The sequence below is a fragment of the Pimelobacter sp. 30-1 genome (genome assembly GCF_018831735.1).
In the GTDB taxonomy this organism is placed as follows: domain Bacteria; phylum Actinomycetota; class Actinomycetes; order Propionibacteriales; family Nocardioidaceae; genus Nocardioides.
Genome location: NZ_NHTS01000010.1, coordinates 222,376 through 247,605, shown reverse-complemented (window position 1 = coordinate 247,605; position 25,230 = coordinate 222,376). Strand labels below are relative to the sequence as shown.

25 protein-coding genes are annotated in these 25,230 nt (G+C 72.6%); 14 read left to right on the top strand and 11 right to left on the bottom strand.

Annotated elements, in window-relative coordinates:
* The first annotated feature begins 44 nt into the window (after nt 1-44).
* On the top strand, nt 45-797 hold the full coding sequence (locus CCO04_RS22910; RefSeq protein ID WP_215816473.1) for an IclR family transcriptional regulator: 753 nt from the start codon (nt 45-47) through the stop codon (nt 795-797).
* A gap of 7 nt (nt 798-804) precedes the next feature.
* Here the strand turns inward: CCO04_RS22910 and CCO04_RS22905 are convergent, their stop codons facing one another.
* The 5 genes from CCO04_RS22905 to CCO04_RS22885 form a co-directional block, all read right to left on the bottom strand.
* Nucleotides 805-2,082 carry an MFS transporter gene (locus CCO04_RS22905; RefSeq protein WP_215816472.1) on the bottom strand — a complete coding sequence of 426 codons (1,278 nt, stop codon included), beginning with the start codon at nt 2,080-2,082 and terminating at the stop codon, nt 805-807.
* The gene (locus CCO04_RS22900) at nt 2,079-3,107 is read right to left on the bottom strand and encodes an LLM class flavin-dependent oxidoreductase (protein WP_215816471.1); all 1,029 of its coding nucleotides are present in this window, start codon (nt 3,105-3,107) and stop codon (nt 2,079-2,081) included. The genes CCO04_RS22905 and CCO04_RS22900 overlap by 4 nt, the downstream gene beginning before the upstream one ends.
* Nucleotides 3,104-4,771: a urocanate hydratase gene (gene hutU, locus CCO04_RS22895; protein WP_215816470.1), complete on the bottom strand. Its 1,668-nt coding sequence runs from the start codon at nt 4,769-4,771 to the stop codon at nt 3,104-3,106. Before hutU ends, CCO04_RS22900 begins: the two co-directional genes overlap by 4 nt.
* Before the next feature lie 114 nt (nt 4,772-4,885).
* On the bottom strand, nt 4,886-5,053 hold the full coding sequence (locus CCO04_RS22890) for a hypothetical protein (protein WP_215816469.1): 168 nt from the start codon (nt 5,051-5,053) through the stop codon (nt 4,886-4,888).
* Entirely contained in the window at nt 5,043-5,804 is a 762-nt protein-coding gene (locus tag CCO04_RS22885; protein WP_215816658.1) for a methyltransferase domain-containing protein, read from the bottom strand. Before CCO04_RS22885 ends, CCO04_RS22890 begins: the two co-directional genes overlap by 11 nt.
* 101 nt (nt 5,805-5,905) lie before the next feature.
* Here CCO04_RS22885 and CCO04_RS22880 point away from each other — a divergent pair, with 101 nt between their 5' ends.
* The gene (locus CCO04_RS22880) at nt 5,906-6,628 is read left to right on the top strand and encodes a gamma-glutamyl-gamma-aminobutyrate hydrolase family protein (protein ID WP_215816468.1); all 723 of its coding nucleotides are present in this window, start codon (nt 5,906-5,908) and stop codon (nt 6,626-6,628) included.
* 170 nt (nt 6,629-6,798) lie between these two features.
* Here CCO04_RS22880 and CCO04_RS22875 read toward each other — a convergent pair whose 3' ends face one another.
* A complete protein-coding gene (locus CCO04_RS22875) occupies nt 6,799-8,085 on the bottom strand; it encodes an SGNH/GDSL hydrolase family protein (RefSeq protein WP_215816467.1) in 1,287 nt (428 codons plus the stop codon).
* Between the two features lie 98 nt (nt 8,086-8,183).
* On the bottom strand, nt 8,184-8,693 hold the full coding sequence (locus CCO04_RS22870) for a MarR family winged helix-turn-helix transcriptional regulator (protein ID WP_215816466.1): 510 nt from the start codon (nt 8,691-8,693) through the stop codon (nt 8,184-8,186).
* A 217-nt stretch (nt 8,694-8,910) separates the two neighbouring features.
* Here CCO04_RS22870 and CCO04_RS22865 point away from each other — a divergent pair, with 217 nt between their 5' ends.
* The 4 genes from CCO04_RS22865 to CCO04_RS22850 are packed head-to-tail and all read left to right on the top strand — an operon-like array spanning nt 8,911 to nt 13,793.
* A complete protein-coding gene (locus CCO04_RS22865) occupies nt 8,911-10,368 on the top strand; it encodes an APC family permease (RefSeq protein ID WP_215816465.1) in 1,458 nt (485 codons plus the stop codon).
* A gap of 37 nt (nt 10,369-10,405) precedes the next feature.
* A complete protein-coding gene (locus tag CCO04_RS22860) occupies nt 10,406-11,758 on the top strand; it encodes a glutamine synthetase family protein (RefSeq protein WP_215816464.1) in 1,353 nt (450 codons plus the stop codon).
* Nucleotides 11,759-11,785: 27 nt separating this feature from the next.
* Nucleotides 11,786-12,754, top strand: a complete 969-nt coding sequence (locus tag CCO04_RS22855; RefSeq protein ID WP_215816463.1) for a PDR/VanB family oxidoreductase — start codon at nt 11,786-11,788, stop codon at nt 12,752-12,754.
* Between the two features lie 13 nt (nt 12,755-12,767).
* Nucleotides 12,768-13,793 carry an aromatic ring-hydroxylating dioxygenase subunit alpha gene (locus tag CCO04_RS22850; RefSeq protein ID WP_215816462.1) on the top strand — a complete coding sequence of 342 codons (1,026 nt, stop codon included), beginning with the start codon at nt 12,768-12,770 and terminating at the stop codon, nt 13,791-13,793.
* Between the two features lie 172 nt (nt 13,794-13,965).
* Here CCO04_RS22850 and CCO04_RS22845 read toward each other — a convergent pair whose 3' ends face one another.
* Entirely contained in the window at nt 13,966-15,249 is a 1,284-nt protein-coding gene (locus tag CCO04_RS22845; protein WP_215816461.1) for a cytochrome P450, read from the bottom strand.
* A 138-nt stretch (nt 15,250-15,387) separates the two neighbouring features.
* Here CCO04_RS22845 and CCO04_RS22840 point away from each other — a divergent pair, with 138 nt between their 5' ends.
* Genes CCO04_RS22840 through CCO04_RS22810 form a run of 7 tightly spaced genes read left to right on the top strand, consistent with a single transcriptional unit; the run spans nt 15,388 to nt 21,985 of the window.
* Entirely contained in the window at nt 15,388-16,206 is an 819-nt protein-coding gene (locus CCO04_RS22840) for an acetoacetate decarboxylase family protein (protein ID WP_215816460.1), read from the top strand.
* Nucleotides 16,203-17,702 (top strand): aldehyde dehydrogenase family protein, encoded by a 1,500-nt coding sequence (locus CCO04_RS22835; protein WP_215816459.1) that lies wholly within the window; start codon nt 16,203-16,205, stop codon nt 17,700-17,702. The genes CCO04_RS22840 and CCO04_RS22835 overlap by 4 nt, the downstream gene beginning before the upstream one ends.
* Nucleotides 17,695-18,654, top strand: coding sequence for a catechol 1,2-dioxygenase (locus tag CCO04_RS22830; RefSeq protein WP_215816458.1), 960 nt, complete (start codon nt 17,695-17,697; stop codon nt 18,652-18,654). The genes CCO04_RS22835 and CCO04_RS22830 overlap by 8 nt, the downstream gene beginning before the upstream one ends.
* An 11-nt stretch (nt 18,655-18,665) precedes the next feature.
* On the top strand, nt 18,666-19,526 hold the full coding sequence (locus CCO04_RS22825; RefSeq protein WP_215816457.1) for a fumarylacetoacetate hydrolase family protein: 861 nt from the start codon (nt 18,666-18,668) through the stop codon (nt 19,524-19,526).
* Nucleotides 19,527-19,542: 16 nt separating this feature from the next.
* The gene (locus CCO04_RS22820) at nt 19,543-20,478 is read left to right on the top strand and encodes a TIGR03619 family F420-dependent LLM class oxidoreductase (protein WP_308281464.1); all 936 of its coding nucleotides are present in this window, start codon (nt 19,543-19,545) and stop codon (nt 20,476-20,478) included.
* Nucleotides 20,475-21,185 (top strand): type 1 glutamine amidotransferase, encoded by a 711-nt coding sequence (locus CCO04_RS22815; protein WP_215816456.1) that lies wholly within the window; start codon nt 20,475-20,477, stop codon nt 21,183-21,185. Before CCO04_RS22820 ends, CCO04_RS22815 begins: the two co-directional genes overlap by 4 nt.
* Entirely contained in the window at nt 21,182-21,985 is an 804-nt protein-coding gene (locus CCO04_RS22810; protein ID WP_215816455.1) for an SDR family NAD(P)-dependent oxidoreductase, read from the top strand. Before CCO04_RS22815 ends, CCO04_RS22810 begins: the two co-directional genes overlap by 4 nt.
* A gap of 28 nt (nt 21,986-22,013) precedes the next feature.
* On the opposite strand, the gene CCO04_RS22805 is transcribed toward CCO04_RS22810, so the two are convergent.
* From CCO04_RS22805 to CCO04_RS22795, 3 genes are read right to left on the bottom strand one after another with little or no spacing between them, the layout of a single operon-like run.
* Nucleotides 22,014-22,712 carry a class I SAM-dependent methyltransferase gene (locus CCO04_RS22805; protein ID WP_215816454.1) on the bottom strand — a complete coding sequence of 233 codons (699 nt, stop codon included), beginning with the start codon at nt 22,710-22,712 and terminating at the stop codon, nt 22,014-22,016.
* A gap of 13 nt (nt 22,713-22,725) precedes the next feature.
* Complete coding sequence (locus CCO04_RS22800) at nt 22,726-23,994, bottom strand: hypothetical protein (RefSeq protein ID WP_215816453.1); 1,269 nt, start codon at nt 23,992-23,994, stop codon at nt 22,726-22,728.
* Nucleotides 23,991-24,494 carry a hypothetical protein gene (locus tag CCO04_RS22795; RefSeq protein WP_215816452.1) on the bottom strand — a complete coding sequence of 168 codons (504 nt, stop codon included), beginning with the start codon at nt 24,492-24,494 and terminating at the stop codon, nt 23,991-23,993. Before CCO04_RS22795 ends, CCO04_RS22800 begins: the two co-directional genes overlap by 4 nt.
* Before the next feature lie 131 nt (nt 24,495-24,625).
* Between CCO04_RS22795 and CCO04_RS22790 the strand changes: the two genes are divergently transcribed.
* On the top strand, nt 24,626-25,225 hold the full coding sequence (locus CCO04_RS22790) for a hypothetical protein (protein WP_215816451.1): 600 nt from the start codon (nt 24,626-24,628) through the stop codon (nt 25,223-25,225).
* The last annotated feature ends 5 nt before the right edge of the window (nt 25,226-25,230 follow it).

The following is a 25,230-nucleotide window of genomic DNA, read 5'->3' as shown; positions in this document are numbered from 1 at the left end:
TCTCCTGGTGAGACGGGGTGTGAGGGACTGGAAGGATGCGGGCCATGGAGCGACGTGCGCCCGCCGCGGCCCAGGCACTCGACGTGCTGCGGGTGATCTCGGGGAGCGTCGAGCCGGTCTCGGCCAGCCACATCGCCCGGGAGCTGGGGCTGGCCCGGTCGACGACGTACTACCTGCTCGACGTGCTCATCGAGCACGGCTACGTGCGCCACCACGCGGAGCGCCGCCGCTACGGCCTGGGGATCGCCGCGCACGAGCTCGGGTCGGCGTACCAGCGCCAGGCGCCGTTGCGCCGGATCGCCCAGCCGATCATCAACCGGCTCGTCGACGAGGCCGGCCACAACGGGCACTTCACGATCCTGCACGGCAGCGACGTGGTCTACCTGATCGAGGAGCGGGCGCCCGGGCGGCCGGTGCTGATCAGCGAGGTGGGCGTGCGGCTGCCCGCCCACCTCACCGCCAGCGGACTGGCCCTGCTGGCCCGGCTCCCGGTGCCGCAGGTACGGGCGCTGTTCCCGTCGAAGGAGGCGTTCTTCACCCGGCGCGGGCTCGGGCCGCAGTCGCCGACCGAGCTGCGCCGCGCCCTGACGACCGTACGACGCGACGGCTACGCCTTCGAGCAGGGCTGGATCATGCCCGACCTGGCCTCGGTCTCGGCCGCCGCGGTCGACGACAACGGCCTGCCGCTGGGGTCGTTCACGCTGACCTTCGCCGAGGAGCACGTCGACACGCTGCCCGCGCTGGCCGCACTCGTCGTCCAGGCCGCCGAGCGGCTGAGCGAGCGAGTGCGGCACTGACGCGTGCTCAGTGCTGCCGGTAGATCTTGCGGGCGAGCACCACGCCGATCACCGACAGCGGCGCGATCATCATGAAGTAGTACGCCGGCGCGCGCAGCGTCACGTCGCTCCACGCGGTCAGCAGCAGCGGCCCGAGGCTGCCCATGAAGATCATGCCCACGTTGTACGACAGCGCGATGCCGGTCGTGCGCACCTCGGTGTCGAACAGGTCGACCAGCAGCCCGGTCAGGGTGCCGAAGTAGGCCGCGATGACCACGCCGAGGAAGACCTCGACCGCGATGAGCGCGCCCGTGGTGCGGTGCGCGAGCAGGAACGACAGCAGCGGGTAGATGCTGACGAACCCGACGACGGCCGCCGTCAGCAGGATCGGTACGGCGCCCGTGCGGTCCGCGAGCCGCCCGAACACGGGGGCGAGCACGGCGACGACGGTGCCCGCGCCGGCCGCGGCGGCGTACCCGGACCAGGGGGCGAGGTCGAGGCGGATCGCGTAGGCGGCGAGGAAGGTGATCAGGTAGACGCCCATGCCGGCCATGCCGACGCACAGGGTCCCGACGAGGACCCGGCCCCAGTGCTCACGCAGCGTGGTGCGCAGGGGGTTGGCGATCGGCTCGGTCGCGCGGAACTCCTCGGTGTCGGGGATCCGGTTGCGGATCCAGAGCCCGATCGGGCCGATCAGGATGCCGAAGATGAACGGCAGCCGCCACGCCCACGCGTGCAGCGTCTCGGTGTCGACGGTCGTGAAGAGCAGCCACCCGGAGACGCCGGCGAGGATCATCGCCATGCCCTGCGTGGCCGCCTGCCAGCTGGCCAGGAACCGGCGCCCGGCCTGGGCGCTCTCGGCCATGAAGGTGGTCGCGGCGCCGAACTCACCACCGGCGGAGAAGCCCTGGATCAGCCGGGAGACCATGAGGATCGCGGGTGCGGCCAGCCCGATGCTGGCGTACGTCGGCGTCACCGCGATGATCGCGACGCCCAGGGTCATCAGCCCGATGGTGAGCGTCAGCGCGGTCTTGCGGCCGTGCTTGTCGGCCAGGTTGCCGATCACCATCGCGCCGACGGGGCGGATCAGGTAGCTGATGAGCAGGCCGGCGTAGGTGCTGATCAGCGCCGCCGTGGGATCGGACTTCGGGAAGAAGAGGACGGCCAGCACCGGCGCCATGTAGGCGTAGATGATGACGTCGTACCACTCCATGACGTTGCCGAGCCCGGCCGCGACGACGGAGCGCCAGGCGGAGCGGGGCGCCGCGCGGCGCGGCCCGGAGGCGGTGGTGGGTGCTGTGGTCATGACGGGTGGACCTCGCTCGTGAAGGGGAGAGCTGCGGGACGGAGCGCGGGGATGACCTCCGCGCCCAGGAGCGCGGCGCTGTCCAGCAGGTCCTGCCGGCGTGCGTCGCGAGAATGACCGGCCACGATCACGAAGTCCAGCCCGAGGTCGATGAGGGGCTGGATCCGCTCGACGCAGTGGTCGGGGTCGCCGACGATGGCGAACCGTTCCCGCAGGATCCGGTCCTCCTCGCTCAGCGTCGTGCGGAGGTTCGCGTGGGTGTCGATCCGGTAGTCGCCGTGGAGCTTCGAGCGCTGGTCGCGATCCGCGAACCTGGCGAGGACGCTGAGGCTTCCCGAGATGAGCTGGTTGGCGACGTCGAGGTCGTGGTGGGTGGCGACGTTGAGGTACGCGCCGTACTGGATGCCGTCGGGGTCGAGTCCCGCGTCGGCGCGGGCCTTGCGGGCGGTGTCCAGCGCCTCCGCGATCGGCTCCGGCTCGACGCCGACGGTGAGCACGAGACGGTCGGCCAGGCAGGCGCCGAGCCGGATCACCCGGGGACCGGACGCCGCGACCTCGATCGGCACGGGCGGCAGGCCGGTCTCGGCGACCCAGTCCATCCGGCTCTCGAACTCGTCGATCTGCGTGCGGCCGTCGTTGAGGTAGCCGCGCAGCCGGGTCAGCACCTCCTCGAACTCACGCACCGGCGCGGGTCCGCGGCCGATGTGGGAGAGCGAGGAGTCGCCGCGGCCGATGCCGAGCACCATCCGTCCGTCGGAGAAGGCGTGCGCCGTCGCGGCCGCCGAGGCGAGCGCGGCGACGTGACGGGTGACCGGGTTGGTGACGCCGGTGCCGAGCCGGATCCGCTCGGTCCGGGTCGCGGCGACCGAGATCGCGGCGAACGGGTCGCCGGTGAGGTTCTGGCTGTCGGCGGCCAGGAGCCCGTGCCAGCCGGACTTCTCGTAGTGGACGGCCAGGTCGGGGAACTCGGTGGCGGGGACGAAGCTGAGGGCGAAGACCTCCGCCTCGCGACGGTCGGGGTTCATCGGGCGTCTCCCATCGGGATCTCGAGCCCGGTGCGCTCGGCGCACTCCCGGGCGATCGGGTAGCCCGCGTCGGCGTGCCGCAGCACCGCCGTCGCGGAGTCGTTGCGGAACACGCGGGACAGCCGCGCGGCGGCCAGGTCGGTGCCGTCGGCGACGCAGACCTGACCGGAGTGGATCGACTTGCCCATGCCGACGCCGCCGCCGTGGTGGATCGAGACCCACGAGGCGCCGGAGGCGACGTTGACCAGGGCGTTGAGGAGCGGCCAGTCCGCGATCGCGTCGGAGCCGTCGAGCATCCCCTCGGTCTCGCGGTACGGCGACGCCACCGAGCCGCCGTCGAAGTGGTCGCGGCCGACGACGATGGGTGCGGCGACCTCGCCGCGCCGGACCAGGTCGTTGAAGGCGAGCGCGGCCAGGTCGCGCTGCCCGTGGCCCAGCCAGCAGATCCGTGCGGGCAGGCCCTGCTGGGGGACCCGGTCACCGGCCAGGCGCAGCCAGCGCTGGAGCCCGTCGTCGTCGGGGAAGAGCTCGGCGACGGCCCGGTCGGTCCGGGCGATGTCGGCCCGGTCGCCGGAGAGCGCGACCCAGCGGAACGGGCCGCGGCCCTCGCTGAAGAGCGGGCGGACGTACTCCTGCACGAAGCCGGGGATCTCGAAGGCGTCGGTGCAGCCACCCTGGGCGGCGAACGCGCGCAGCGAGTTGCCGTAGTCGAAGACCACGGCGCCGCCGCGCCGGAACCCGAGCATCGCCTCGACGTGCGCGGCCATGGACGCCAGCGCCTGCTCGTGGCAGCCGGCCGGGTCCCGGCGTACCTTGTCGGGCCAGCCGTCGAGGTCCTCGCCGGCGGGCAGGTAGGTCAACGGCTCGTGCGCCGAGGTCTGGTCGGTGACGATGTCGATGCGCGCCCCGCTGCGCAGGTACGCCGGCAGCACCTCCGCGGCGTTGGCGCACACCCCGATCGAGAGGGGACGCCGGGCCGCGGCGGCCTCCTCGGCCATCCGCAGCGCCGCCTCCGGGCTGTCGGCCACCGTGTCGAGGTAGCCGAGCTCGACACGGCGGGCGACCTTGGCCGGGTCGACGTCGAGGCAGATCGCGACGCCGCCGTTCATGGTCACGGCCAGCGGCTGCGCGCCGCCCATGCCGCCGAGCCCCGCGGTCACGGTGATCGTGCCGCCGAGGTCGCCGCCGAAGCGCTGCCGGGCGACCGCCGCGAACGTCTCGTAGGTGCCCTGCACGATGCCCTGGCTGCCGATGTAGAGCCACGATCCGGCGGTCATCTGGCCGAACATGATCAGCCCGAGCTCGTCGAGGCGGCGGAACTCGTCCCAGTTGGCCCAGTCGCCGACGAGGTTGCCGTTGGCGATGAGCACGCGCGGCGCCTCGGGGGTGGTGTCGAGGACGCCGACGGGCTTGCCCGACTGGACGAGCAGCGTCTGGTCGGAGCGCAGCGTGGTGAGCCGCCGGGCGATCGCGTCGAAGGACGCCCAGTCGCGGGCGGCCTTGCCCGAGCCGCCGTACACGACGAGGTCGGCGGGGTTCTCTGCGACGTCGGGATCGAGGTTGTTGTGGAGCATCCGGTACACCGCCTCCTGCTCCCACCCGAGGGTGGAGAGCCCGCTGCCGTGCGGGGATCGGAGGGTGCGGACGGGGGACACGGCTGTCATGCGGAACTCCTGCTCTCGACGCTTCTTGCCCGTCATCCTGGGCGCGCGGAGCAGGTGTGCGGGAGGTCACAACAGGCATTTGTGTCCCGCTGGTGGGACAAAAGGAGAGGTGCCTCAGCGAGCGGGCAGGGCGGCCGCGGGCAGCGTCACGCGGTCCATCTCCTGGCCGCCGTCGCAGGTGAGCAGGGCGACGATCGCCGTGCCGTCGCGCTCGCCGACGACCTCCCAGTGCCCACCGGAGGTGATCCAGCGCTCGAGCGCGGTGCGCCCGTCAGACGACACCGGAGGCCGCCCAGGCGACGCCGGTGACGGTGAACGGGCCGTCGCCGAGATCGGCGCGCAGTGCCGCCGCGAGCCGCTCGCGCGCGTCCGGGTCGAGCCCGGCGACATAGCCTCCGGCCGGCCCGACGCCGAAGGTGTAGGGCTCCCACCAGTCCGCGAAGCGGGCGAACTCGACCTCGACGGTCAGCTCGACCTCGTCGACCTCGCGCAGCCCCGCCGCGTCGAGCAGGCTCGCCAGGTCGCCGCCGTGGGAGCCCGGCAGGGCGCCCTCGCCGCCCACGCGCGGATCGAGGGCGGCCGCCACGCGCCACAGCGGCGACAGCGGTCCCCGCCCGCCGCCGTGGTCCCAGACGCAGGCGCTCACCCGGCCGCCCGGCCGGGTCACCCGGACCATCTCGCCGACCCCGGCGGCGGGGTCGGCCATGAAGTTGACGACGAGCTGGGCCAGGGCGGCCCCGAAGGCGGCGTCGGCGAAGGGGAGGGTCTCCGCCGACGCCGCACGTACGTCGGCGCCCGGGTGGGCCGCCGCGGTCGCCGTCACGAACGACGCGACGGGGTCGATCGCCGCGACCCGGTCCGCGCCGTGGCGCCGGACGAGCTCGGCGGTGAGCATGCCGGGTCCGCAGCCGACGTCGAGCACCGCCGCCGACGGATCGACGCCGGCCAGGCCGACGTCGGCGAACAGCCCGGCAAGAGGACCCGAGAAGGTCCCCATGAAGCGGACGTAGGCGTCGGCCGCGACCTCGAACATGGCCACCGGGCCGATCATTCTCCGGTCGGCGGCCGCTGTCCATGGTCACTCGAAGTCGTTAGGATCGAAACGATCTGTTCGGAACGCCGGAAGGACCCCCTATGCCCCGCCCGCTCATCGCCGTCCCGGCCCGCTTCTCGGCGTCCGCCTCGGCCCTGCGGTACGGCGCGGACGTGACGGCGCGCGCCCTCCTCGACGCCGTGCACGCCGCCGGCGGCGAGCCCCTCGTCGTCCACCCGGTCGCGCCCGGTGCCCGGGTCGACCCCGACGAGGTCGCCGAGCGCCTCTGGTACGCCGACGGCGTGCTCCTGCCCGGCGGCGGCGACCTGGCCGCGCACTGGTCCGGGCAGCGCCCGCACGCGACGCAGTACGACGTCGACGAGGAGCAGGACGCCTTCGACCTCGCGGTGGCCCGCCACGCGCTCGCCGCGGGCCTCCCGCTGCTCGCCGTGTGCCGTGGCAACCAGGTGGTCAACGTCGCGCGCGGGGGAGACCTGGTCCAGGACCTGGGGGAGCGCACGCACCGCCACGTCGTCCAGGCGATCGAGGTGGCGCCGGACTCGCTGCTGGCGGGCTTGGTCGGCACCGCCCCGACGATCTCCTGCTACCACCACCAGGGCATCGGCCGGCTCGGCACCGGGCTGCGCCCGGTCGCGCTCGCTCCCGACGGCGTGATCGAGGCGGTCGAGCTTGACGACGCCCGCTCCTGGTACGTCGGCGTCCAGTGGCACCCCGAGGACACGGCCGCCACCGATCCCGCCCAGGCGGCGCTCTTCGCGGCGCTGGTCGAGGCCGCGGCGGCGTACCGCGGCGTCCGGTCCTAGGGCGTGTCTCTCAAGTCCCCGCCTGCTGCGCGGCGTTTGCGACTCGATCTGGCGGCGTTGTCGCAGACTCGACCCACTATCGGCCCCGCCGTCGGCCCGCCTTCGCTGCTCCGCCTTGCCAGATCGGCCGCAAACGCCGCTCGCGACGGCGCGGACTTGAGAGACACGCCCTAGGAGTAGCCGAGGACGCTGCCGATCCGGCGGGCGAGGGCGTACTGCCCGCGGGCCATCGGATGCCCCGCCTGCGCGTTGGTGGCGGGCTTGATCGGGTAGACCCACGACGCCCCGCCGGTGCAGGCCTCGTGCCCGCTGAGCGTGTCGAGCACGTCGACGAAGGTCGCGCCGTTGCGGGTCGCGGTCGCCCGGATGACGTTGTTGAGCTCGACGGCGAGGCCGTTGAGCGCCTTGCGCACCTGCGGCACCAGCCAGCCGCACTTGCGGACGGCCTTGCCCCGGAGCGGGAACAGCCGCGGGTACCCGACCACCACCAGCCGGGCGTCCTTCGGCGCCTGCGCCCGGATCGCCTGGTAGCTCGCGCCGAGCCGGCTCGCCAGCGGGCCCCGGACGAACTTCTTGGCCTGCCGGTAGGGCTTGCCCTTCTGGACGCAGTTCTTCTGGTGGAGCTTCCACCGCAGGAAGCAGCTCGTCAGGACGTCGCTGAAGCCGGTGTCGTTGCCGCCGATGGTCACCGTGACGACCTCGGTGAACGGGTGGATCCGGGACACCTGCGGCCCCTCGCCCTTGAAGGTGCCGGTGAGGTTCGGCATCTCGGCGCCGGAGCAGGCGAGGAACGACTCGACGTGCCACCGGGTGGGGTTGCGGGCCTCCAGGTACTTCGTCCAGGCGTAGGGGCTGCGGTGGCAGCCACGGCTCGCCGGGTCGTAGCCGCCGGCGCCCTCGCCCGCGCTGTAGGAGTCACCGAGCGAGGCGACCAGGGTCGGCCGCTTCGAGGCCCGGTAGCACTGGCGCCAGCCGTCGTTCGGGGGAGTGCTGCAGACCTCCAGCGACTGACCGTCGCGGGACACGGTGAACGAGGCCTGGGTGTCGTCGCCGATGGACTGGCACGGATCCTTCGTGTCGTCCCACCACCGGACCATGCCGGTGTAGCTGAGCCCGGACCCGGTCACCGCGCCCCAGGCCGCCTCGCCCGGGCGCCAGGTGATGCACTCGTCGAGCCCCGACCCCCACAGGCCCAGGTGGGTCGCCGCGACCGCGGTGATGGTGCCGCCGCGGGCGGTGACCTTGACGGTGCCCCCGGCGTACGACCAGTAGCCGGCCAGGGGGACGGTGCCCGTGGCCGCCGCGCGCCCCGGGCTCGCCGGCGTCGCGCTCGCGACAGCGCTCGCGGGTGCGGGCGCCGCGGTCCCGGTCAGGGCGAGGCAGAGGGCGGCGCACAGCGCCGCGACGAGCGTGGTCGTCGCGGCACGGGAGCGTGCGGGACGAGGGGCGTGCGGCATCGGGGCTCCAGTTCGTCGGGCACGTCGTGCTCCGGGGGGTGCACCCAGCCCAGGGCACGACCGGCCTCGGCGGCCAGGTGCCCGAACGATCCCGAACGTCAGGCGGTCTCGTCCTCGCCCTCGACCGCGTTGACGACCTCGCGCAGGGTCTTGGTGAAGGTGCTGACCTTGCGGTCGGAGAGCTTGCCGATGATCTCGGCCTCGACGGCGTTGAACTCGGGGTAGAGGCGCTCCATGAGCGTGATCCCCTCGGGGGTGAGCCGGAGCCGGACCAGGCGGCGGTCGCTCTCGTCGCCCTCGCGGGCGATGAGGCCGCGGGTCTCGAGGGTCTTGACGACGCCGGTGAGGGTCGCCTTGGAGATGTCGGCGGACTCGGCGACGTGGCGGGTCTCCATGCCGTCCCAGATCCAGACCACCCACATCACGACGAACCCGGTCCAGGTCATGTCGTGCTGGCGCAGCACCCGGTTGGTCAGCTCGCTGCGGACCGCGTTGGCGGCGCGGAAGAGGTTCGAGAGCGCGTTGGCGGCGGCGAAGTCGAGCGGCAGTGCGCCCACGTGGTCCTTCATCGCACGCTCGGTCTCGGCGAGCGTGTGGCGGTCCGGCATGCGGTCAGCGTAGTCAGCGCCGCCGGACGAGCCCGGCAGCAGGGCATCGAGCGGGTCGGGTGTCGGAAATTCGTTCGGGAACAAACATTTTCGGAAAACATCGGCTTCGGGGATGGTGTCCTGGGTCACATCCCATTATCGTACGGATCCGAACGATCCGGTGAACAGGTTCGCCGGGCACCAGCGGCCACGTCGCTGCGGACACTAAGGAGTCCCGATGTCGGACACCGTCAACACCACCCTGCGCAAGAACGCGCTCGGCGTCGGCGCGATCGTCTTCCTCGTCCTCGCCGCGGTGGCACCGCTCACCGGCATGGTCGTGGTCGCCTCCCTCGCGATCGCGCTCGGCAACGGCGGTGGGTCGCCGTTCGCGTTCTTCGCGGTGGCCGTCGTGCTCCTGCTCTTCGCCATCGGCTACGGCAAGATGTCGAGCGAGCTGGTCAACGCGGGCGGCTTCTACGCCTTCGTGGTCAAGGGCCTCGGCCGGCCGGCGGGGCTCGCGGCGGGGTTCATCGCGATGCTCGGCTACAACTTCTTCGTCGTCGGCACGATCGGCACGAGCGGCTTCTTCATGAAGATCGTCATCGCCGACAAGACCGGCCTCGACATGCCGTGGCTCTTCTGGGGGCTCGCCTCGATCACGGTCTGCTACCTGATGGCGCTGCGCGGGGTCGACTTCAGCTCCAAGATCCTCGGCATCTCGCTCATCCTGGAGACCTCGATCCTGATCGTCTTCGACCTCGCCGTGCTGTTCAAGGACGGCTTCTCGTTCTCGGCGTTCTCGTTCGACTCGATCACCTCCGGCTCCCTGTCCATCGGCCTGCTGCTCGCCGCGACCGGCTTCCTCGGCTTCGAGGCGACCTCGCTGTTCAGCGAGGAGGCGAAGAACCCGCTCAAGACCGTGCCCCGGGCGACGTACGTCGCGATCACGCTGATCGGCGTCATCCTCGGGGTCAGCACCTGGGCCGTGGTCAGCGCGACCGGTGTCGCCCAGGCCCAGGACACCGCCCTCGCGCACCTGCCCACCGGTGACCTCGTCTTCAGCCTGGCCGACAGCTACATCGGCGGCTTCCTGACCGACGTGATGCAGTGGCTGCTGCTGGTCAGCCTGTTCGCCGCGATGCTCGCCTTCCACAACTCGTCGAGCCGCTACCTGTTCTCGCTCGGCCGGGCCCGGGTGCTGCCCCAGGCCCTCGCGCGGACCGCGCGCAGCGGAGCGCCGTACGTCGCCAGCACCGTGCAGGCGGGCTTCGCGGTCACCGTCGCGGTGATCTTCGCGATCGCCGGTGCCGACCCGATCCTGACCGTCGTGCCCAGCATGCTCGGCTTCGGCACGCTCGCCATCCTGGTCCTCCAGGCCCTCGCGGCGCTGTCGATCGTCGTCCACTTCCGTCGTTCCAACGACCCGCGGATCGGCACCACCCTGGTGGCGCCCGGCCTGGGTTTCCTCGGGCTGTGCTTCGCGGTCACCCTGGCGTTCAAGCACTTCGAGATCGTCGCCGGCTCCGACTCCCGTGCGGTCAACTCGCTGCCGTGGCTGCTGGTCGCGGCGCTCGTCGGCGGCATCGGCTACGCCTTCTACCTGCGCACCTCCCGACCCGCCGTGTACAGCGCCCTGTCCAGCGACCTGGAGCGGTTCGACGATGAGCACCCCGTGACCGCCCCCGTCGCCTGATGATGGATCACTGAGAGACCAACGAGGAGAACCGACTGTGGAGCACATCGACGAGAACGCCCTGCGCGCGGCTGTCCAGCAGTTCGCGGAGGACGGGATCGACGTCGTCCGGCTCGGCTACAGCGACCTGATCGGCACCGAGCGAGGCCGGGACATCCTGGCCGACCGGTTCGACCGGACCGTCGGCGACGGCGTCGCCTTCTGCCGCTCGGTCTACGCCACCTCGCCGCTCGGGGACGTCGTCGACATCGCCGGCGGGCTCTCCGCCGGCCTGCCCGACATCGTCGCGGTCCCCGACCTCGCCACGGTGAAGCCGGTCCCGTGGGAGCCGGGCGTCGCGCACGTCATCGCCGACGTCTACAACCCCGACGGCACGCCGTCCGAGGAGAGCCCGCGCCAGGTGCTCAAGCGCGTCGTCGACCGCTTCGCCGAGCTCGGCATGCGCCCGGTCGTCGGGCCCGAGCTGGAGTTCTACGTCCTCGAGCCCGACGAGACGAAGGCCAACGGCTGGCGCCGGTACGGCGAGGCCACCGGCAACGTCTACGTCTCCGGTCTCAAGGGCGACCCCGAGAACACCCTGCTGTCCTCGCTGCGCGAGCTGGCGGCGTACGGCCTCGACGTGGTCGCGGCCAACCACGAGTTCTCCAGCGGCCAGTTCGAGATCAACCTGTGGCACTCCGAGGCGCTCGACGCGGCCGACCGGGCGTTCCGGTTCAAGACCGCGGTCCAGGAGCTCTCCCGGCGCCGCGGCAAGATGGCGACCTTCATGGCCAAGCCGTTCAACGACGAGGGCGGCTCGGGCTTCCACGTGCACTTCAGCACCCTCGACGCCGAGGGACGGCCGCTCTTCGACGACCCCGCGAGCGAGGACGGCCTCTCCACCGTGGCCCGCTCCGCGATCGCCGGCATCCTCGCGCACGCCCCGGCGCTCGCCGCGATCAGCAACCCGACGATCAACTCCTACAAGCGCTTCGGCCCCGACACGCTCGCGCCCTGGCTCGTCGACTGGGGCCTCGACAACCGCAGCGCGATGGTCCGGATCCCGCCCGAGCGCGGCCGCGCGTCCCGGCTCGAGCTGCGCCTCGGCGACGCCTCGGCCAACCCGTACCTGGCGATTGCCGGGCTGCTCGCGGCGGCGTACCTGGGCATCCGCGACGGGCTCACGCCGCCCGCCAAGCTGGAGGGCTACGGCTACGACCCGGCCAAGGCCGACCGGCTCCCCGCCGACCTCGGCTCCGCCATCGACGCGCTCGAGGAGGACAAGGACCTCACCGACCTGCTCGGCCCGTCGTTCGTCGCGTCCTTCGTCGCCTACAAGCGCAACGAGCTCGAGCGGTTCAGCCAGTTCGTGACCGACTGGGAGTTCCGGGAGTACGCCTACCACCTCTGAGGTGGCCGGCGCGGAAGGAGGATCCCCATGACGACACAACCCATCGTCCGTGAGCACGAGGCGGACCTGACGGTGGTCGCCGCCGTCGAGGCCGCGGCCGACGTGATGACGCTGACGCTCGCCGCGGCCGACGGCTCGGCCCTGCCCCCGTGGACGCCCGGCGCCCACATCGACCTGGTCCTCGGCGACGACCTGGTGCGCCAGTACTCGCTCTGCGGCAGCCCCGCCGACAGCACCACCTGGCGGATCGGCGTCCTGCGGGCGCCTGACAGCCGCGGCGGCTCCAAGGCCGTGCACGCCGAGCTGTCCGCCGGTACGACGGTCCGGGTGCGCGGTCCGCGCAACCACTTCCCGATGGTCGCCTCGCCCCGCTACCTCTTCGTCGCCGGCGGCATCGGGATCACCCCGATGCTGCCGATGATCGCCGAGGCCGAGGCGTCCGGTGCCGACTGGCGCCTCGTGTACGGCGGCCGCTCGCGCGCCTCGATGGCGTTCACCGACGAGCTCGCCCCCTACGGCGACAAGGTGACCCTGCTGCCGCAGGACGAGGCCGGCCTGCCCGACCTCGACGCCCTGCTCGGCGTACCGGCGCCGGACACGCTCGTCTACACCTGCGGCCCGACCGGCCTGCTCGACGCCGTCGAGGCGCGCTGTGGCGCGTCCTGGCCGGCCGGGAGCCTGCACCTGGAGCGGTTCGCGGCCAAGGCCGCGGTCTCGGAGGGGGAGGACGAGGCGTTCGAGCTGGTCCTGCAGCGCTCGGGGCTCACCCTGGAGGTGCCCGCCGACCGGTCCGTGTTCGAGGTCTGCCGGGCCGCCGGCGTCAGCGTCGTCGGCTCCTGCCTCGAGGGCGTCTGCGGCACCTGCGAGACCGAGGTGGTCGACGGCGACGTCGACCACCGCGACTCCATCCTCAACGAGGAGGAGAAGGAGTCCAACGAGTTCATGATGATCTGCGTCTCCCGGTGCCGCTCGGGCCGGCTGACACTGGACCTGTGACGGGAGCCCGGAGATGAGAGACCGCAGCGCCCCCGGCTACCCCCGCAACGCGTGGTACGCCCTCGCCGCCTCGTCCGACGTCGGCGCCGCCGCTCCGCTCGGCACCCGTGCCCTCGACACCCCGGTCGTCCTGTTCCGCACCGGCGACGGCTCGGTCGTCGCCCTCGGCGACCGCGACGCCCACCGCCCGTACCCGCTCAGCCTCGGCCACGTCGACGGCGACACCATCGTGTCCGGCTACTCCGGCTTCGCCTACGACCGCACCGGCGCCTGCGTGCGCGTGCCCTCGCAGGCGCAGGTGCCCTACGGCGCCCGGGTGCCGTCGTACCCGGTGCGGGAGGAGGGCGGCCTGGTCTGGGGCTGGCTCGGCGAGCCCTCCCTGGCCTCGCTGCGCCCACCCGTCGCGACCCCCTGGCTGACCGACCCCGCCTGGGAGACCTTCGGCGGCGCGTGGGAGACCGCCGCCCACGTCTCCCTGCTCCACGACAACTTCGCCGACATCACCCACGTCGCCGTCATCGACCCGGTCATCTCCCCGCCCGCCCTGGCCGGCATCGCGCCCGCCCTCCAGGTCGAGCTGACCGAGACCACCGTGCAGTTCCACCGCGACTGGCCGCCCGCCCCCATGCCGGAGTGGCAGGCCAAGGTGTCCGGGGCATCGGCCTCGTCGTCGTACGGGCAGCGGGAGGAGGGCGCCTTCCTCGCCCCCGGCCTCTGGGCCGACCGCTGGGACGTCCTCCTGCCCGAGGCCGAGGGCGGCCCCCAGACCTTCCGGTTCACCCACGCGGTGACCCCGGTCGACGAGCGTCGTACCCGGCACGTGTGGCGGGTCAGCCGCAACTTCGCCCCGGGCGCCGAGGCGAGCGACGTGCTGCGGCCGATCTTCGAGTCGTACTACCTCAAGGTCCGCGAGATCCTCGAGACCATGCAGCAGGTCATCGACCGCGACGGGTACGGCGACGACGTCAACGTCGCCGCGGACCTCGCGGCGCTGCAGGTGCGCAAGATCCTGCGGCGGTTGGTGGCGGACGAGGGCTGAGCGCCGCCCGCCGGGCTCCCGCCCATCCCACGAAGTGTGGCGGTTGCGGCGACGAGGTGCGGAGCTTGCTGGCACGAGGTAGGGCGGCGGGCTACAACCGACGCACCTCGTGGCCGCAACCCCCGCACCTCGTCCCAGCAACCGCCGCACTTCGCGGAGGGGGAGGGACGGGTCAGCGCGTGGTCACCTTCACCGGCAGCGTCTTGATCCCGTTGACGAAGTTGCTCCGCACCCGCCGTACGTCGCCCGCCAGCTCGATCGACCCGAGCCGGGGGATGAGCTCCTCGAACATCAGCCGGATCTCCATGCGGGCCAGGTTGTTGCCCATGCACAGGTGGGGGCTGCCCTTGCCGAAGGTGACGTGGTCGATGTTGCGCCGGGTCACGTCGAACGCATAGGGCTCGTCGAAGACGTCGGCGTCGCGGTTGCCCGAGGCGAACCACATGACGACCTTGTCGCCCTCCTTGACCTGCTGGCCGCCGAGCTCGACGTCGCGGGTGGCGGTGCGGCGGAAGTGGTAGACGGGGGAGGCCCAGCGCAGGAACTCCTCGACGGCGTCGGGGATGAGTGACGGGTCGGCCTGGAGCTTGGCGAGCTGCTCGGGGTGCTCGATCAGGGCGAGCATCGAGTGCGTGATGGTGTGGCGGGTGGTCTCGTTGCCGGCGACGACGAGGAGCAGGAAGTACGAGTCGTACTCGGAGGCCGACATCGCCTGGCCGTCCTCGGGGATCTTGTTGACGAGCTGGCTGACCAGGTCGGTGCCCTCGCCGCCCTTGCGGTCGGCGGCGAGCACGCGGCCGTAGTCGAAGACCTCCTGCGAGACGGGGGAGCGGAAGGGCAGGTGCTTGTACTGCTCGCTCTCGGCGTCGGAGATGAGGATCTTGGCGTGCTCGGGGTCGGAGAAGCCGATGATCTCGTTGCCCCAGTCGATGAGCTGCCCCGTCTTCTCCTGGGGTACGTCGAGCAGCCGGGCCAGCACCTGGATCGGGAAGTCGGCGCTGACGTCGGCGACGAAGTCGAACTCGCCCTTCGTGAGCGCCGCGTCGACGGTGGTGCGCGTGATGTCGCGCAGGAGCGCCTCATAGTTGCGCATCAGGTTGGGCCGGCTGAACTCGCGGGAGATGAGCTTGCGCAGTGCGCGGTGGCGCAGGCCGTCCATCTCCAGGATGGAGCGGCGGGCCTCCTGCAGCTCGGGGTCGACCTCCTCGAGGTTGACGAAGTTGGTCGAGGTGAACGTCTCGGGGTCCTTGTCGACCTCGCAGATGTCGGCGTGCCGGGTGACGGCCCAGAAGCCGCTGCCGCCGTCGGTCTCGCGCTGCCAGAACACCGGTGCCTCCGTGCGGAGCGTGTCGAGCATGCCCCAGGCCTCGGGCCCGGCGAAGCGGTCCAGGTCGACGAGGTCGACGTCGGCCAGGGGGACGTACGGCGGCTTGTCCACGGCGGGTTCTCCGTCCATTCGGTGAGGGTGTCGCGCAGATCGTTCGGATCCGAACAATATCTGCCGAGAAGTTTGCTCGCAAGGGTGGTCTTTCGGTCGGCCGGTGGTTATCGTACGGATCCGAACGATCTTGTGCCGCCGACTGAATGAGGCCTGATGAACGACATGGCTGGGTTCTTCTACCCCCGCACCGCGACCGGCCGGTCGTCCCTGATCCCGTCGCCGCCGTGGTACTACTCCGGCGACCTGCTGACCGTCGAGTACCGCACCGACCCGGCGCGCGTCGCCGAGCTGCTGCCGGCCCCGCTCGAGCTCGCGCCGGAGGACCCGGGCGCGGTCGCGCTCATCTGGGCCGACTGGCAGTCGTGCTCGGGCACCCGGGAGGAGCTGCTCGACCCGGTCCGCTCCCAGTACAAGGAGGCGTTCGTCGTCGTGCGCTGCGCGTACGAGGGCGTGACCTACTCCCGCTGCGTCTACATCTGGGTCGACAAGGATTTCGCGATCGCCCGCGGCATGCACCAGGGCTACCCCAAGAAGCTCGGCTCGATGTGGCAGACCCGCCCGCACCCGTTCGCGCACGCGGCTCCCCAGGTCGCGCCCGGGGGAGTCTTCGGCGCCACCCTCGCGGCCGGCGACCGGCGGCTCGCCCAGGCGGTGCTCACGCTGCGCGAGGAGTCGCCCACCAACGGCTTCGTCAACGGTCACCCGATGGCGCACCACCGGGTCTACCCGGGCATCGCCAAGGGCTCGCCCGACGCCTACGCCGAGCTCATCGCGTCGGGCGCCAGCTCGTTCGAGGCCGGTCCGGCGTACGCCGGCGACGTCGAGCTCGAGCTCTTCGAGTCGCCCACCGAGGAGCTGCACCGGCTGCCGGTGCACGAGATCATCGGCGGCTACTACCGCCAGGTCGGCGTCGTCTGGGACGGCGGTACGTCGCTCGCGAGCCTCACCCCCCAGCAGGAGGCCGCCCGATGAGCAGCGAGCACCTCGCACTGGTCGAGGGCGTCGCGGTCGACACCCGCCACTGGATCGGTGGCGAGCGGGTCGCGTCCGCGACGACCTTCACCGACATCTCGCCGATCGACGAGACGCCGATCGCCCAGGTCCACGCCGGTACGGCGACCGAGGTCGACGCCGCCGTCGCCGCCGCCCGTGCGGCGTTCCCGGCGTGGGCGGCGCTGTCGGTCAAGGAGCGCGGCGACATCCTGCGCGCCGTCGCGGACGGCATCGAGGCGCGCGTCGAGGACCTCTCGCGGGTCGAGACCCGCGACAACGGCTCGCTCATCCGCAGCCACCGGCGCGGTGTGATGCCCCGGGTCGCCATGAACTTCCGGGCCTTCGCCGACTTCGCCGAGCACCAGCTCGGGCACCCCGACATGGAGGTGCCGGGCCGCGGCCACCGCGAGCGGATCACCTACGACCCGGCGGGCGTCGTCGCGATCATCACGCCGTGGAACGCCCCGCTGATGCTCGCCTCCTGGCGGATCGGACCGGCGCTGGCCGCCGGCAACACGGTCGTCGTCAAGCCGCCGGAGTGGGCACCGCTCACCGCGAGCCTGCTCGCCGACATCATGGCCGAGGCCGGCGTACCGGCGGGCGTGTTCAACGTCATCCAGGGCACCGGGCTCGATGCGGGCGCCCCGCTCACCGCGCACCCCGGCATCAACCGGCTCGCCTTCACCGGCTCGGTCCCGACCGCGGGCGTGATCTCGAAGGCCGCGGCCGCCAACATCGTCCCGCTGTCGTACGAGCTGGGCGGCAAGTCGCCCCTCCTGGTCTTCGAGGACGCCGACCTCGACCTCGCCGTCGAGCTGGCCGTCGAGCAGTTCGACAACGCGGGCCAGGTCTGCCTCAAGGCGGCCCGGATGATCGTGCACTCCTCGCTCGCCGACGCGTTCACCGAGCGCGTCGTCGCGAAGGCGCGGACCCTGGTCCAGGGCGACCCGCGCGACGAGGCGACCGACGTGTCGGCGCTCGTCTCGCGGCGCCACTTCGAGCAGATCTCCGGCTTCGTCGAGCGGGCCCTCGCCGACGGCGCCCGGCCGCTGCTCGGCGGTGGGCCCAACACCGAGCTCGGCGGGCTGTACTTCAACCCCACCATCCTCGTGGACGCCGCGCCCGACGCGGAGATCATGACCGAGGAGGTCTTCGGCCCGGTCGTCACGATCGAGACGTTCGAGACCGAGGCCGAGGCGGTCGCCCGGGCCAACGACACCCCGTTCGGGCTGGCCGCCACGCTCGCCACCGGCGACCCCGACCGCGCGGAGCGGGTCTCGAAGCAGCTGCGGGCCGGCACGGTCTGGGTCAACTGCTTCTTCGTCCGCGACCTCAACGCCCCCTTCGGCGGCAGCGGCCGCTCCGGCATCGGCCGCGAGGGCGGGATCTGGTCGTTCGACTTCTACACCGACATCAAGAACAGCGTGTTCTCGCCCACCGGCTGGGCGGAGCAGGGAGGTGGGTCCGATGGGTGAGGTCGTCGGCGCGGGACTGATCGCGCACGTTCCCACGATCGTGCTGCCCGAGGAGGTGCGCCGCGAGCTCAACGGCGGCCGGGACTCCACCCTGGTCGCGGGGCTCCAGCAGCTGCGGCGCGAGGTGTTCGACGTCCTCGACTACGACACCGTCGTCGTCCTGGACTCGCACTGGGCGACGACCGTGGAGTTCGTCGTCACCGCGCAGCAGCGGCGCAGCGGCCTGTTCACGTCCGAGGAGCTGCCGCGCGGCATGAGCCAGCGGCCGTACGACTTCGCCGGCGACCCCGAGCTGGCGCACCTGATCGCGAGCAAGGCCGCCGAGCACTCGACGTGGATCACCCCGATCGAGGACGACGCGCTGCCGATCTTCTACGCGACCACCAACGTGTGGGAGTACCTCGGCCAGGGACTGCCCGACAAGAAGTGGATCTCGATCGGCGTCTGCCAGACCGCCGACGGCGAGGACGCGCTGCGGCTGGGCCGGGCGCTCGGCCAGGCGATCGCCGCGTCCGACCGCAAGGTGCTGCTCATCGCGAGCGGCGCGATGTCCCACACGTTCTGGCCGCTGCGCCGGCTGCGCGACCACGAGGCCGCCGGCATCGAGCACATCTTCACGCCCGAGGCCGCAGCCGCCGACGCCGAGCGGATCGACTGGTTCAAGCGCGGCGAGCACGCCCGGGTCGTCGACACGATGGACGAGTTCTACCGGTTCAAGCCGGAGGCGCGGTTCCAGCACTACCTGATGATGATCGGCGCCCTCGGCGAGGGCGACTGCACCGCACCCGGCCGCCAGTACGGCGAGTACGAGAACTCCGTGGGCACCGGCCAGGTGCACCTGTGGTTCGACCGTCCCGACGCGGGCTTCCCGGCCGCGCGGGCGACCCCGACCGACCCCGACTACGTCCGCCAGATGAGCGCGCCCGGTGCCGACGTACCGGCCGCGGGCTGAGAGGAACACGCATGACCACCGAGTACCGCCGGATCCTGCTCGACGGCAACGCGGTCGACGTACGACGCGACGGCGAGCTGCTCGTCGCGGGCGACGGCCGCACGGTCGCGATCGCCGACGCGACGCACCTGCCGCCGGTCACGCCGAGCAAGATCGTCTGCGTCCACCTCAACTACGCCTCGCGCGTCGCGGAGATGCTGACCACCCTGCCGCCGGCGCCGACGTACTTCCACAAGCCGGTGTCGGCGCTCAACGCGCACGAGTCGGCCGTCGTCCGGCCGCAGGGGTGCAAGTGGCTCAACTACGAGGGCGAGATCGCCATCGTCATCGGCCGCACGGCGCGCAACATCGCGCCGGAGGAGGCGGGGGACTACATCCGCGGCTACTCGATCGGCAACGACTACGGCCTGCACGACTTCCGCGACACCGACTCCGGCTCGATGCTGCGGGTCAAGGGCGCCGACACGCTGTGCCCGATCGGGCCGGGCATCGTCGAGGGCTGGGACTTCCGGGACAAGCGGATCCGCACCCTCGTCAACGGTGAGGTCCGCCAGGACGGCAGCACCAGCGAGATGAAGTGGGACATGCACTACCTCGTCGCCGACATCGCGCGCACGATCACGCTCCAGCCCGGCGACATCCTGCTGTCCGGTACGCCGGCGATCTCGCGCACCGTCTATCCCGGCGACGTCGTCGAGGTCGAGGTCGAGGGCCTCGGCACGCTGCGCAACCACATCGTCGAGGGCCCGACGCCGGTCCGCAGCGACGTCGGTGCGCAGCCGACCGAGAGCGAGGAGGTCCTCTCGACCGCCCAGGGCGGCGACTGGGAGTTCCGCGGCATCCGCAAGCCCGACCTGTCGAACACCCACTGATCCGGAGGATCGCGCCGTGCCCGCACCCCGCATGCTGATGATCCTCAGCGAGAACTGGACCCTCACCGACGGCCGCAGCCTCGGCGACCTCGTCACCTGGGCCCGGATCGCCGAGGACGCCGGCTTCGACTCGGTGATGATCTCCGAGCACGTCGTGCTCGGCCCGGACGCCAGCGACAAGGGCGTGATGGGCAACCCGCGCGACTACGCGATGCCCGGCAACCAGGACCCGCTGATGCCCTGGCCGCACTCGCTGACGCTGTTCTCGGCGATCGCCGCGGTCACGTCGCGGATCCGGCTCGTCGGTGCCGCCGTGCTCGCGCCGCTGCGCCACCCGCTGATGCTCGCCCGCGAGCTCGGCACCCTCGACCTGCTCTCCGAGGGCCGGCTCGTCGTCCAGCCCAGCGTGAGCTGGAGCAAGGACGAGTACGCCGCGCTCGGCGTCCCGTTCCGCGAGCGCGGCCGGATCCTCGACGAGCAGCTCGAGGTGATGAACCTGGTCTTCACGCAGTCGCCGGCCACCCACCACGGGCGCTACTTCGACTTCGAGGACATCTACCTGGAGCCGAAGGCGTTCCGCCCCGAGGGGCCGCGGATGTGGTTCGGCGGGCAGAAGGCGCACGGCGCCGTCGTCGACCGGCTCGCGCGGTACGGCCACGGCTTCCACCCGCTGGGCAGGCCGACCGAGGAGGACCTGCGCGTCGTCCGCGAGGCGATGGCCGCGGCCGGGCGCGACGCTGCCGGCCTGGAGATGGTGGGCGGCGTCCGGTACCGGTTCCCCGACGACCGCTCCCTGGCCGACCTGGGGGAGTCGATGGACTCGATCCCGGCACAGCTCGACCAGGGTTTCACGACCTTCTGCATCAAGCCGTCGATGTACATCGACGATGCTTCGGGGATGGAGGACTTCTGCAGGGACGTCATGAAGCGCGCCGAGGCGATGGGCCGATGAGCGCCGGGACCAAGCGGCTGCTGGTGATCGGGCACGACTACCTGGCGACGTCCGGGGCGATCGAGGGGCGCTTCGCCGAGCGCGGGTACGAGGTGGAGAGCATCCGCGTGGTGCCCTCCGACCGCTTCGACGACCCCGGTGTGGACGTCGACTTCCCGGACCCGCGCGACTACGACGCCGTCCTCGTGCTCGGTGCCCGGTGGGGTGTCGACGGCGACGAGGTCGCGTCCTGGGTCAAGCCCGAGCTCGAGCTGCTGCACACCGCGGACGAGGCCGAGGTCCCCGTCCTCGGCATCTGCTTCGGCGGCCAGATGCTCGCCCAGGCCCACGGCGGGTCGGTCGGCCGGTCGCCCGTGCCCGAGATCGGCCCCCACGTGGTGTCGGGGGAGCCGGCCGTGGCCGGGATCTGGACGCAGTGGCACTACGACCGGTTCGTCCCGCCGGCGGACGCGACGGTGATCGGCGTCAACGCCGCGGCACCCCAGGCCTTCGTGCTGCGGCGCAACCTGGCGGTGCAGTTCCACCCCGAGGTCGACGCCGACAGCGTCGCCGCGTGGATGGCGGACGGCGGCGCCGCGGACGCCCGCGACCAGGGCCTCGACCCGGACGTGCTGCTCGACCACATCCGCTCGCTCGACGACGACATCCGGGTCCGGGCCGCGGCGCTCGCCGACTACTTCCTCGACGTGGTCGCCGTGGGCCGATGAGCCGGGTCGTCCTCGTCACCGGCGGCGGTACCGGCATCGGCGCCGCGGTGGCCCGGCTGCTCACCGCGGGTGGCGACCAGGTCGTCGTCTGCGGCCGCCGCGAGGAGCCGCTGCGCGACGTGGCGGCCGCGACCGGGGCCCGCGCCGTCGTCGCCGACGTCAGCGAGCCGGCCGGCATCGCCCGGGTCGTCGACGAGACGATCGCCGCGCACGGCCGGCTCGACGGACTCGTCGTCAACCACGGGATCATCCACGTCGGCCGCGTGGACGAGGTCACCCCCGAGCAGTGGGAGGAGACCCTCCGGGTCAACCTCACCTCGCCCTTCCTGCTGGTCCGGGCCGCCCTCCCGCACCTCCTGGCCGCGCGCGGCGCGGTCGTCGCGGTGTCGTCGGTCGCCGCGCTGCGCGCCGCCGACGGCATGGCCGCCTACTCCGCCAGCAAGGCCGGTCTCCAGATGCTCGTGCAGTCGCTGGCGGTCGACCACGGCCGTGACGGGCTGCGCGCCAACGCGGTCTGCCCCGGCTGGACCGCCACCGAGATGGGCGACGCCGAGATGGCCGAGCTGGGCGCGGCCCGCGGGCTCTCGGTCGCGGACGCCTACCGGCTCGCCACGGCGGTCGTGCCGCAGCGGCGGGCGGCCCGGCCCGAGGAGGTCGCGGCGGCCGTCGGCTGGCTGCTGTCCGGGGCGGCGTCGTACGTGAACGGGGTGGTGCTGCCCGTCGACGGCGGCTCGTGCGTCGTCGATCCCGGCACGCTCGCGCTCGACCCGCGGGTCACCGTCGACCTGACGGGCGGTTGAGCCCACACCCAGCAGCCCCGCGCCGGCCTCAGCCGGCCTCGAGCACGAAGAAGAGGAAGCTGAGGAAGCGCCGGCGCTGCCCCAGGTCCGGCGGGATCAGGGCGGCCGGGGTGTCGGTCGCGATCGACGGCTCGCTGATCACCGCGATCCGGAAGCCGGCGGCGGTGAAGGCGTCGGTCATCGCCTGCAGCGGGCGGTGCCAGTTGGTGTAGGTGACCGTGCGACCGGCGTGCTCGGCGTCGTAGGAGAACTCCGTGACGTCGAAGTAGGAGCCCTCGGGACGGAGGACCGGGTAGAGGACCGGGTGGTTCACCGACGCCACGAGCCGCCCGCCGGGGCGCAGCACCCGCCGCAGCTCCGCGAGGGGACCGGTCCAGTCCTCGAGGTAGTGCAGGACGAGCGAGGCGACGACGTCGTCGAACGCCGCGTCGGGGTAGGGGAGCGGGTCGGCGAGGTCGGCGACCCGCAGGTCCGCGTCCTCGCCCAGCCGCCGGCGGGCCAGCGCGATCATCGCGGCGCTCAGGTCGAAGCCGCTGATCGTCGCCCCCCGGTCGCGCAGCGCCGCGGACAGCGGCCCGGCGCCGCAGCCGGCGTCGAGCACGCGGCGCCCGGCGACCTCGCCGAGGAGGTCGAGCACCGCCGGGCGCTCGTAGTGGCCGTTGAGGAGGTTGACCTCGTTGTCCGCCGCGTAGGCCTCGGCGAACTCGTCGTAGTCGGTGGTCGGCACGGTGTCGGCCGGCTCAGTCGAGTACGCCGGGCGCGGCTCCCTCGTCGTCCAGCCAGTCCTGGCCGTCGTCGAACAGGTCGCGCTCCTGACCCTTCTCGTCGTCGCGCTTGCGCTCGCCGCGCCGGCCCCCGGCGGCCGCACCGGCGGCTCCGGACCGGCCCCGGGCGCCCTGGTTGCCGCGGCCGCCGGCCCCGCCCGCGGCGCCACCGCCCCGGCCGCCGCCCGCGCCGCGGCCGGCGGCCCGGTTGACCTGGCTGCCGGGCGTGCCGGTGCCGGTACCGGCGCCCACGCCGCCGCGGGTCAGCGAGCCCGGGCCGCCGGTGCGGGTGGTGCCACCGATGGTGCCGCCCGAGCCGCTCAGGCCGCGGCCGTTGAGCAGGCCGCGCAGGCCGTTGACCAGGCCCGGCCCGCCGAAGACGCCGGCGCCGACCGCGCCGCCGAGGACCGCGGGTCCGACGCCGCCGCCGCCGCCCGGGCCTCCGGGCACGTGCGGACCACCGGGGTCGACCGGCGGGAAGCCGGTCGGGACCTCGGGCGGGTGGACCGGGCCGACCGGCGGGACCGGCGGGTGCTCGATCGTGGGCGGCGGGTGCTCGATGATCGGCGGCGGCGTGACCGGGATGGTCGGGTGCAGCGGCGGCGGCACGTACGGCGTGCCCGGCCGCCCGATCGGCGGGACCCCGCCGCCGGCGCCCGGGTCGGCTCGCCCGGGCTTGTTGGGGGTGCGCTCCTCGGGCTCGCCGTGGATGCGCTGGAAGACGTCGCCGGCCTCGCGGTAGCGGGCCCGGAGGTTCTCGAGCTTGACCCGGGCGTCCTCGTCGGCCCCGGCGTACGCGCTGACCTGGTTGTTGTAGGTCTCCATCTGGCGCGCGTGCTTCTTGAGCGCCTGGATCTCGGCCGCGTCGTCGGTGCCGGTCGGCGTCGGGAAGGGCGGCGGGCTGCCGGGGGAGGTGCTGGGGGCGCCGGCGGCCGCGGTCCGGGCCGCCTGCATGGCCGGGAGCACCTTGAGCAGCACGTCCTGGGCGTCCGCGAGGTCGGTCTGGCGCTCGCCGATCCGGGTGGCCGCCTGGACGAAGGCGTCGTGGGCGTCGGTGCCGATCGTGGAGCCGGCCCCGAAGCCCTCGAGGATCTTGGGCGCGGCCTGGGTGAGCGCGCCGGCGATCTTCTCGAACGCGGTCGCGTTGTTGTTCCACGCACTGCGGGAGGTGGCGACGTCGTCCATCGCGCCCTCGTCGATCCCCGTCGTGACGTGCTTGAGCTCCGCGATGTGCTGCCCGGTCATGAGGGGTCCTCTCCGGTCTCGTCGTCGGTGCCCGCGGGGGTCTCGTTGCTGGGCAGGTCGTTGGTGTGGTCGTTCTGGGCGTCGACGTGGCCCTGCTGGCCCAGGTCGATGTTCTCGGTCCGGGCCACGATCTGGGTCAGGTCCGCCTGGGCCTGCTCGTCGGTACGGGTGATCAGCGCCTGGGCGTCGAGGACGGCGGCGTGGAACTTCTCCAGGTCGGCCTTCATGCCCTTGAGCGTGTCGACCACGACGCCGTGGGCGCGGGTGTGGTGGTACGACAGCCGCGTGGCCTCGGTGCCCATCCCGAAGGACGCGGCGCGGATGAAGCCGTCGACGGGGAACTTGTTGGTCTCCAGGTCGGTGATGCCCTCGTCGAGGGCGGTCAGGACGAGCTGGATCTGCTCCTCGACCAGGTCGAGGCCCTGGGCGGGGGCACCGTCGGGTTTGAGGTCGCCGATCGAGAGAGCGCCGGCGAGCCGTGTGCCGAGTTCAGCGAACATGGTGCGTATGTCCTTCGGATCCGAGAGGGGAGGGCCATCGGCCGACTACCCACCCCGGTCCGCGGTGAAACCGGCCCGTCGTCCTCCGTTGCTAGGGTGGCCGCTCCACTGCCCCCGGAAGGATGGGTCGGATGTCGTCTCGGGTCCCTCGTGCCGCGCTCGCGGCCCTCGCCGCCGGTGCGCTGGTCGCGGCTCTCGCGGCGTGCGACGACGAGCCGGGCAAGGCCGGGGGTGACGGCCCCAGCGGGACGCCGACCGCGGCGTCGACGGCCACCTCCGGCAGCACCGGTACGCCCTCGGCCACCGTCGAGCCCGCCACCGGCGAGGTGCTCGAGGTCGCCGCGCTGAGCCTGCACCTGACCGAGGGACCGCGGTGGCTCAAGCCGCCGGCGGGCGCCCTGACGGTCTCGGCGACCTACGTGAGCGACAGCGGCCTGCCCGTGACGATCACGCTCAGCGACATCAGCGCGGTGCAGACCGACCTCGAGGCGGACGCCGAGGCGTTCCTCCAGGTCTCCAAGTACGACCCGCCCCCGCGCCGTACCGACAACCGCGTCGTGGCCGGGGTCGAGGTCTGGGCCGCCGAGGGCAGCAACGCCGAGCTGCGCTCCTCGTGGATCGGCGGCATCCACGACGGCCGCCAGTGGACCCTCCAGGTGGAGACCCCGGTCGACCTCCCGGATGCCGACCGGCTGCGCGAGCAGGTCATCGCCAGCATCGCCTGGAAGTAGCCGGC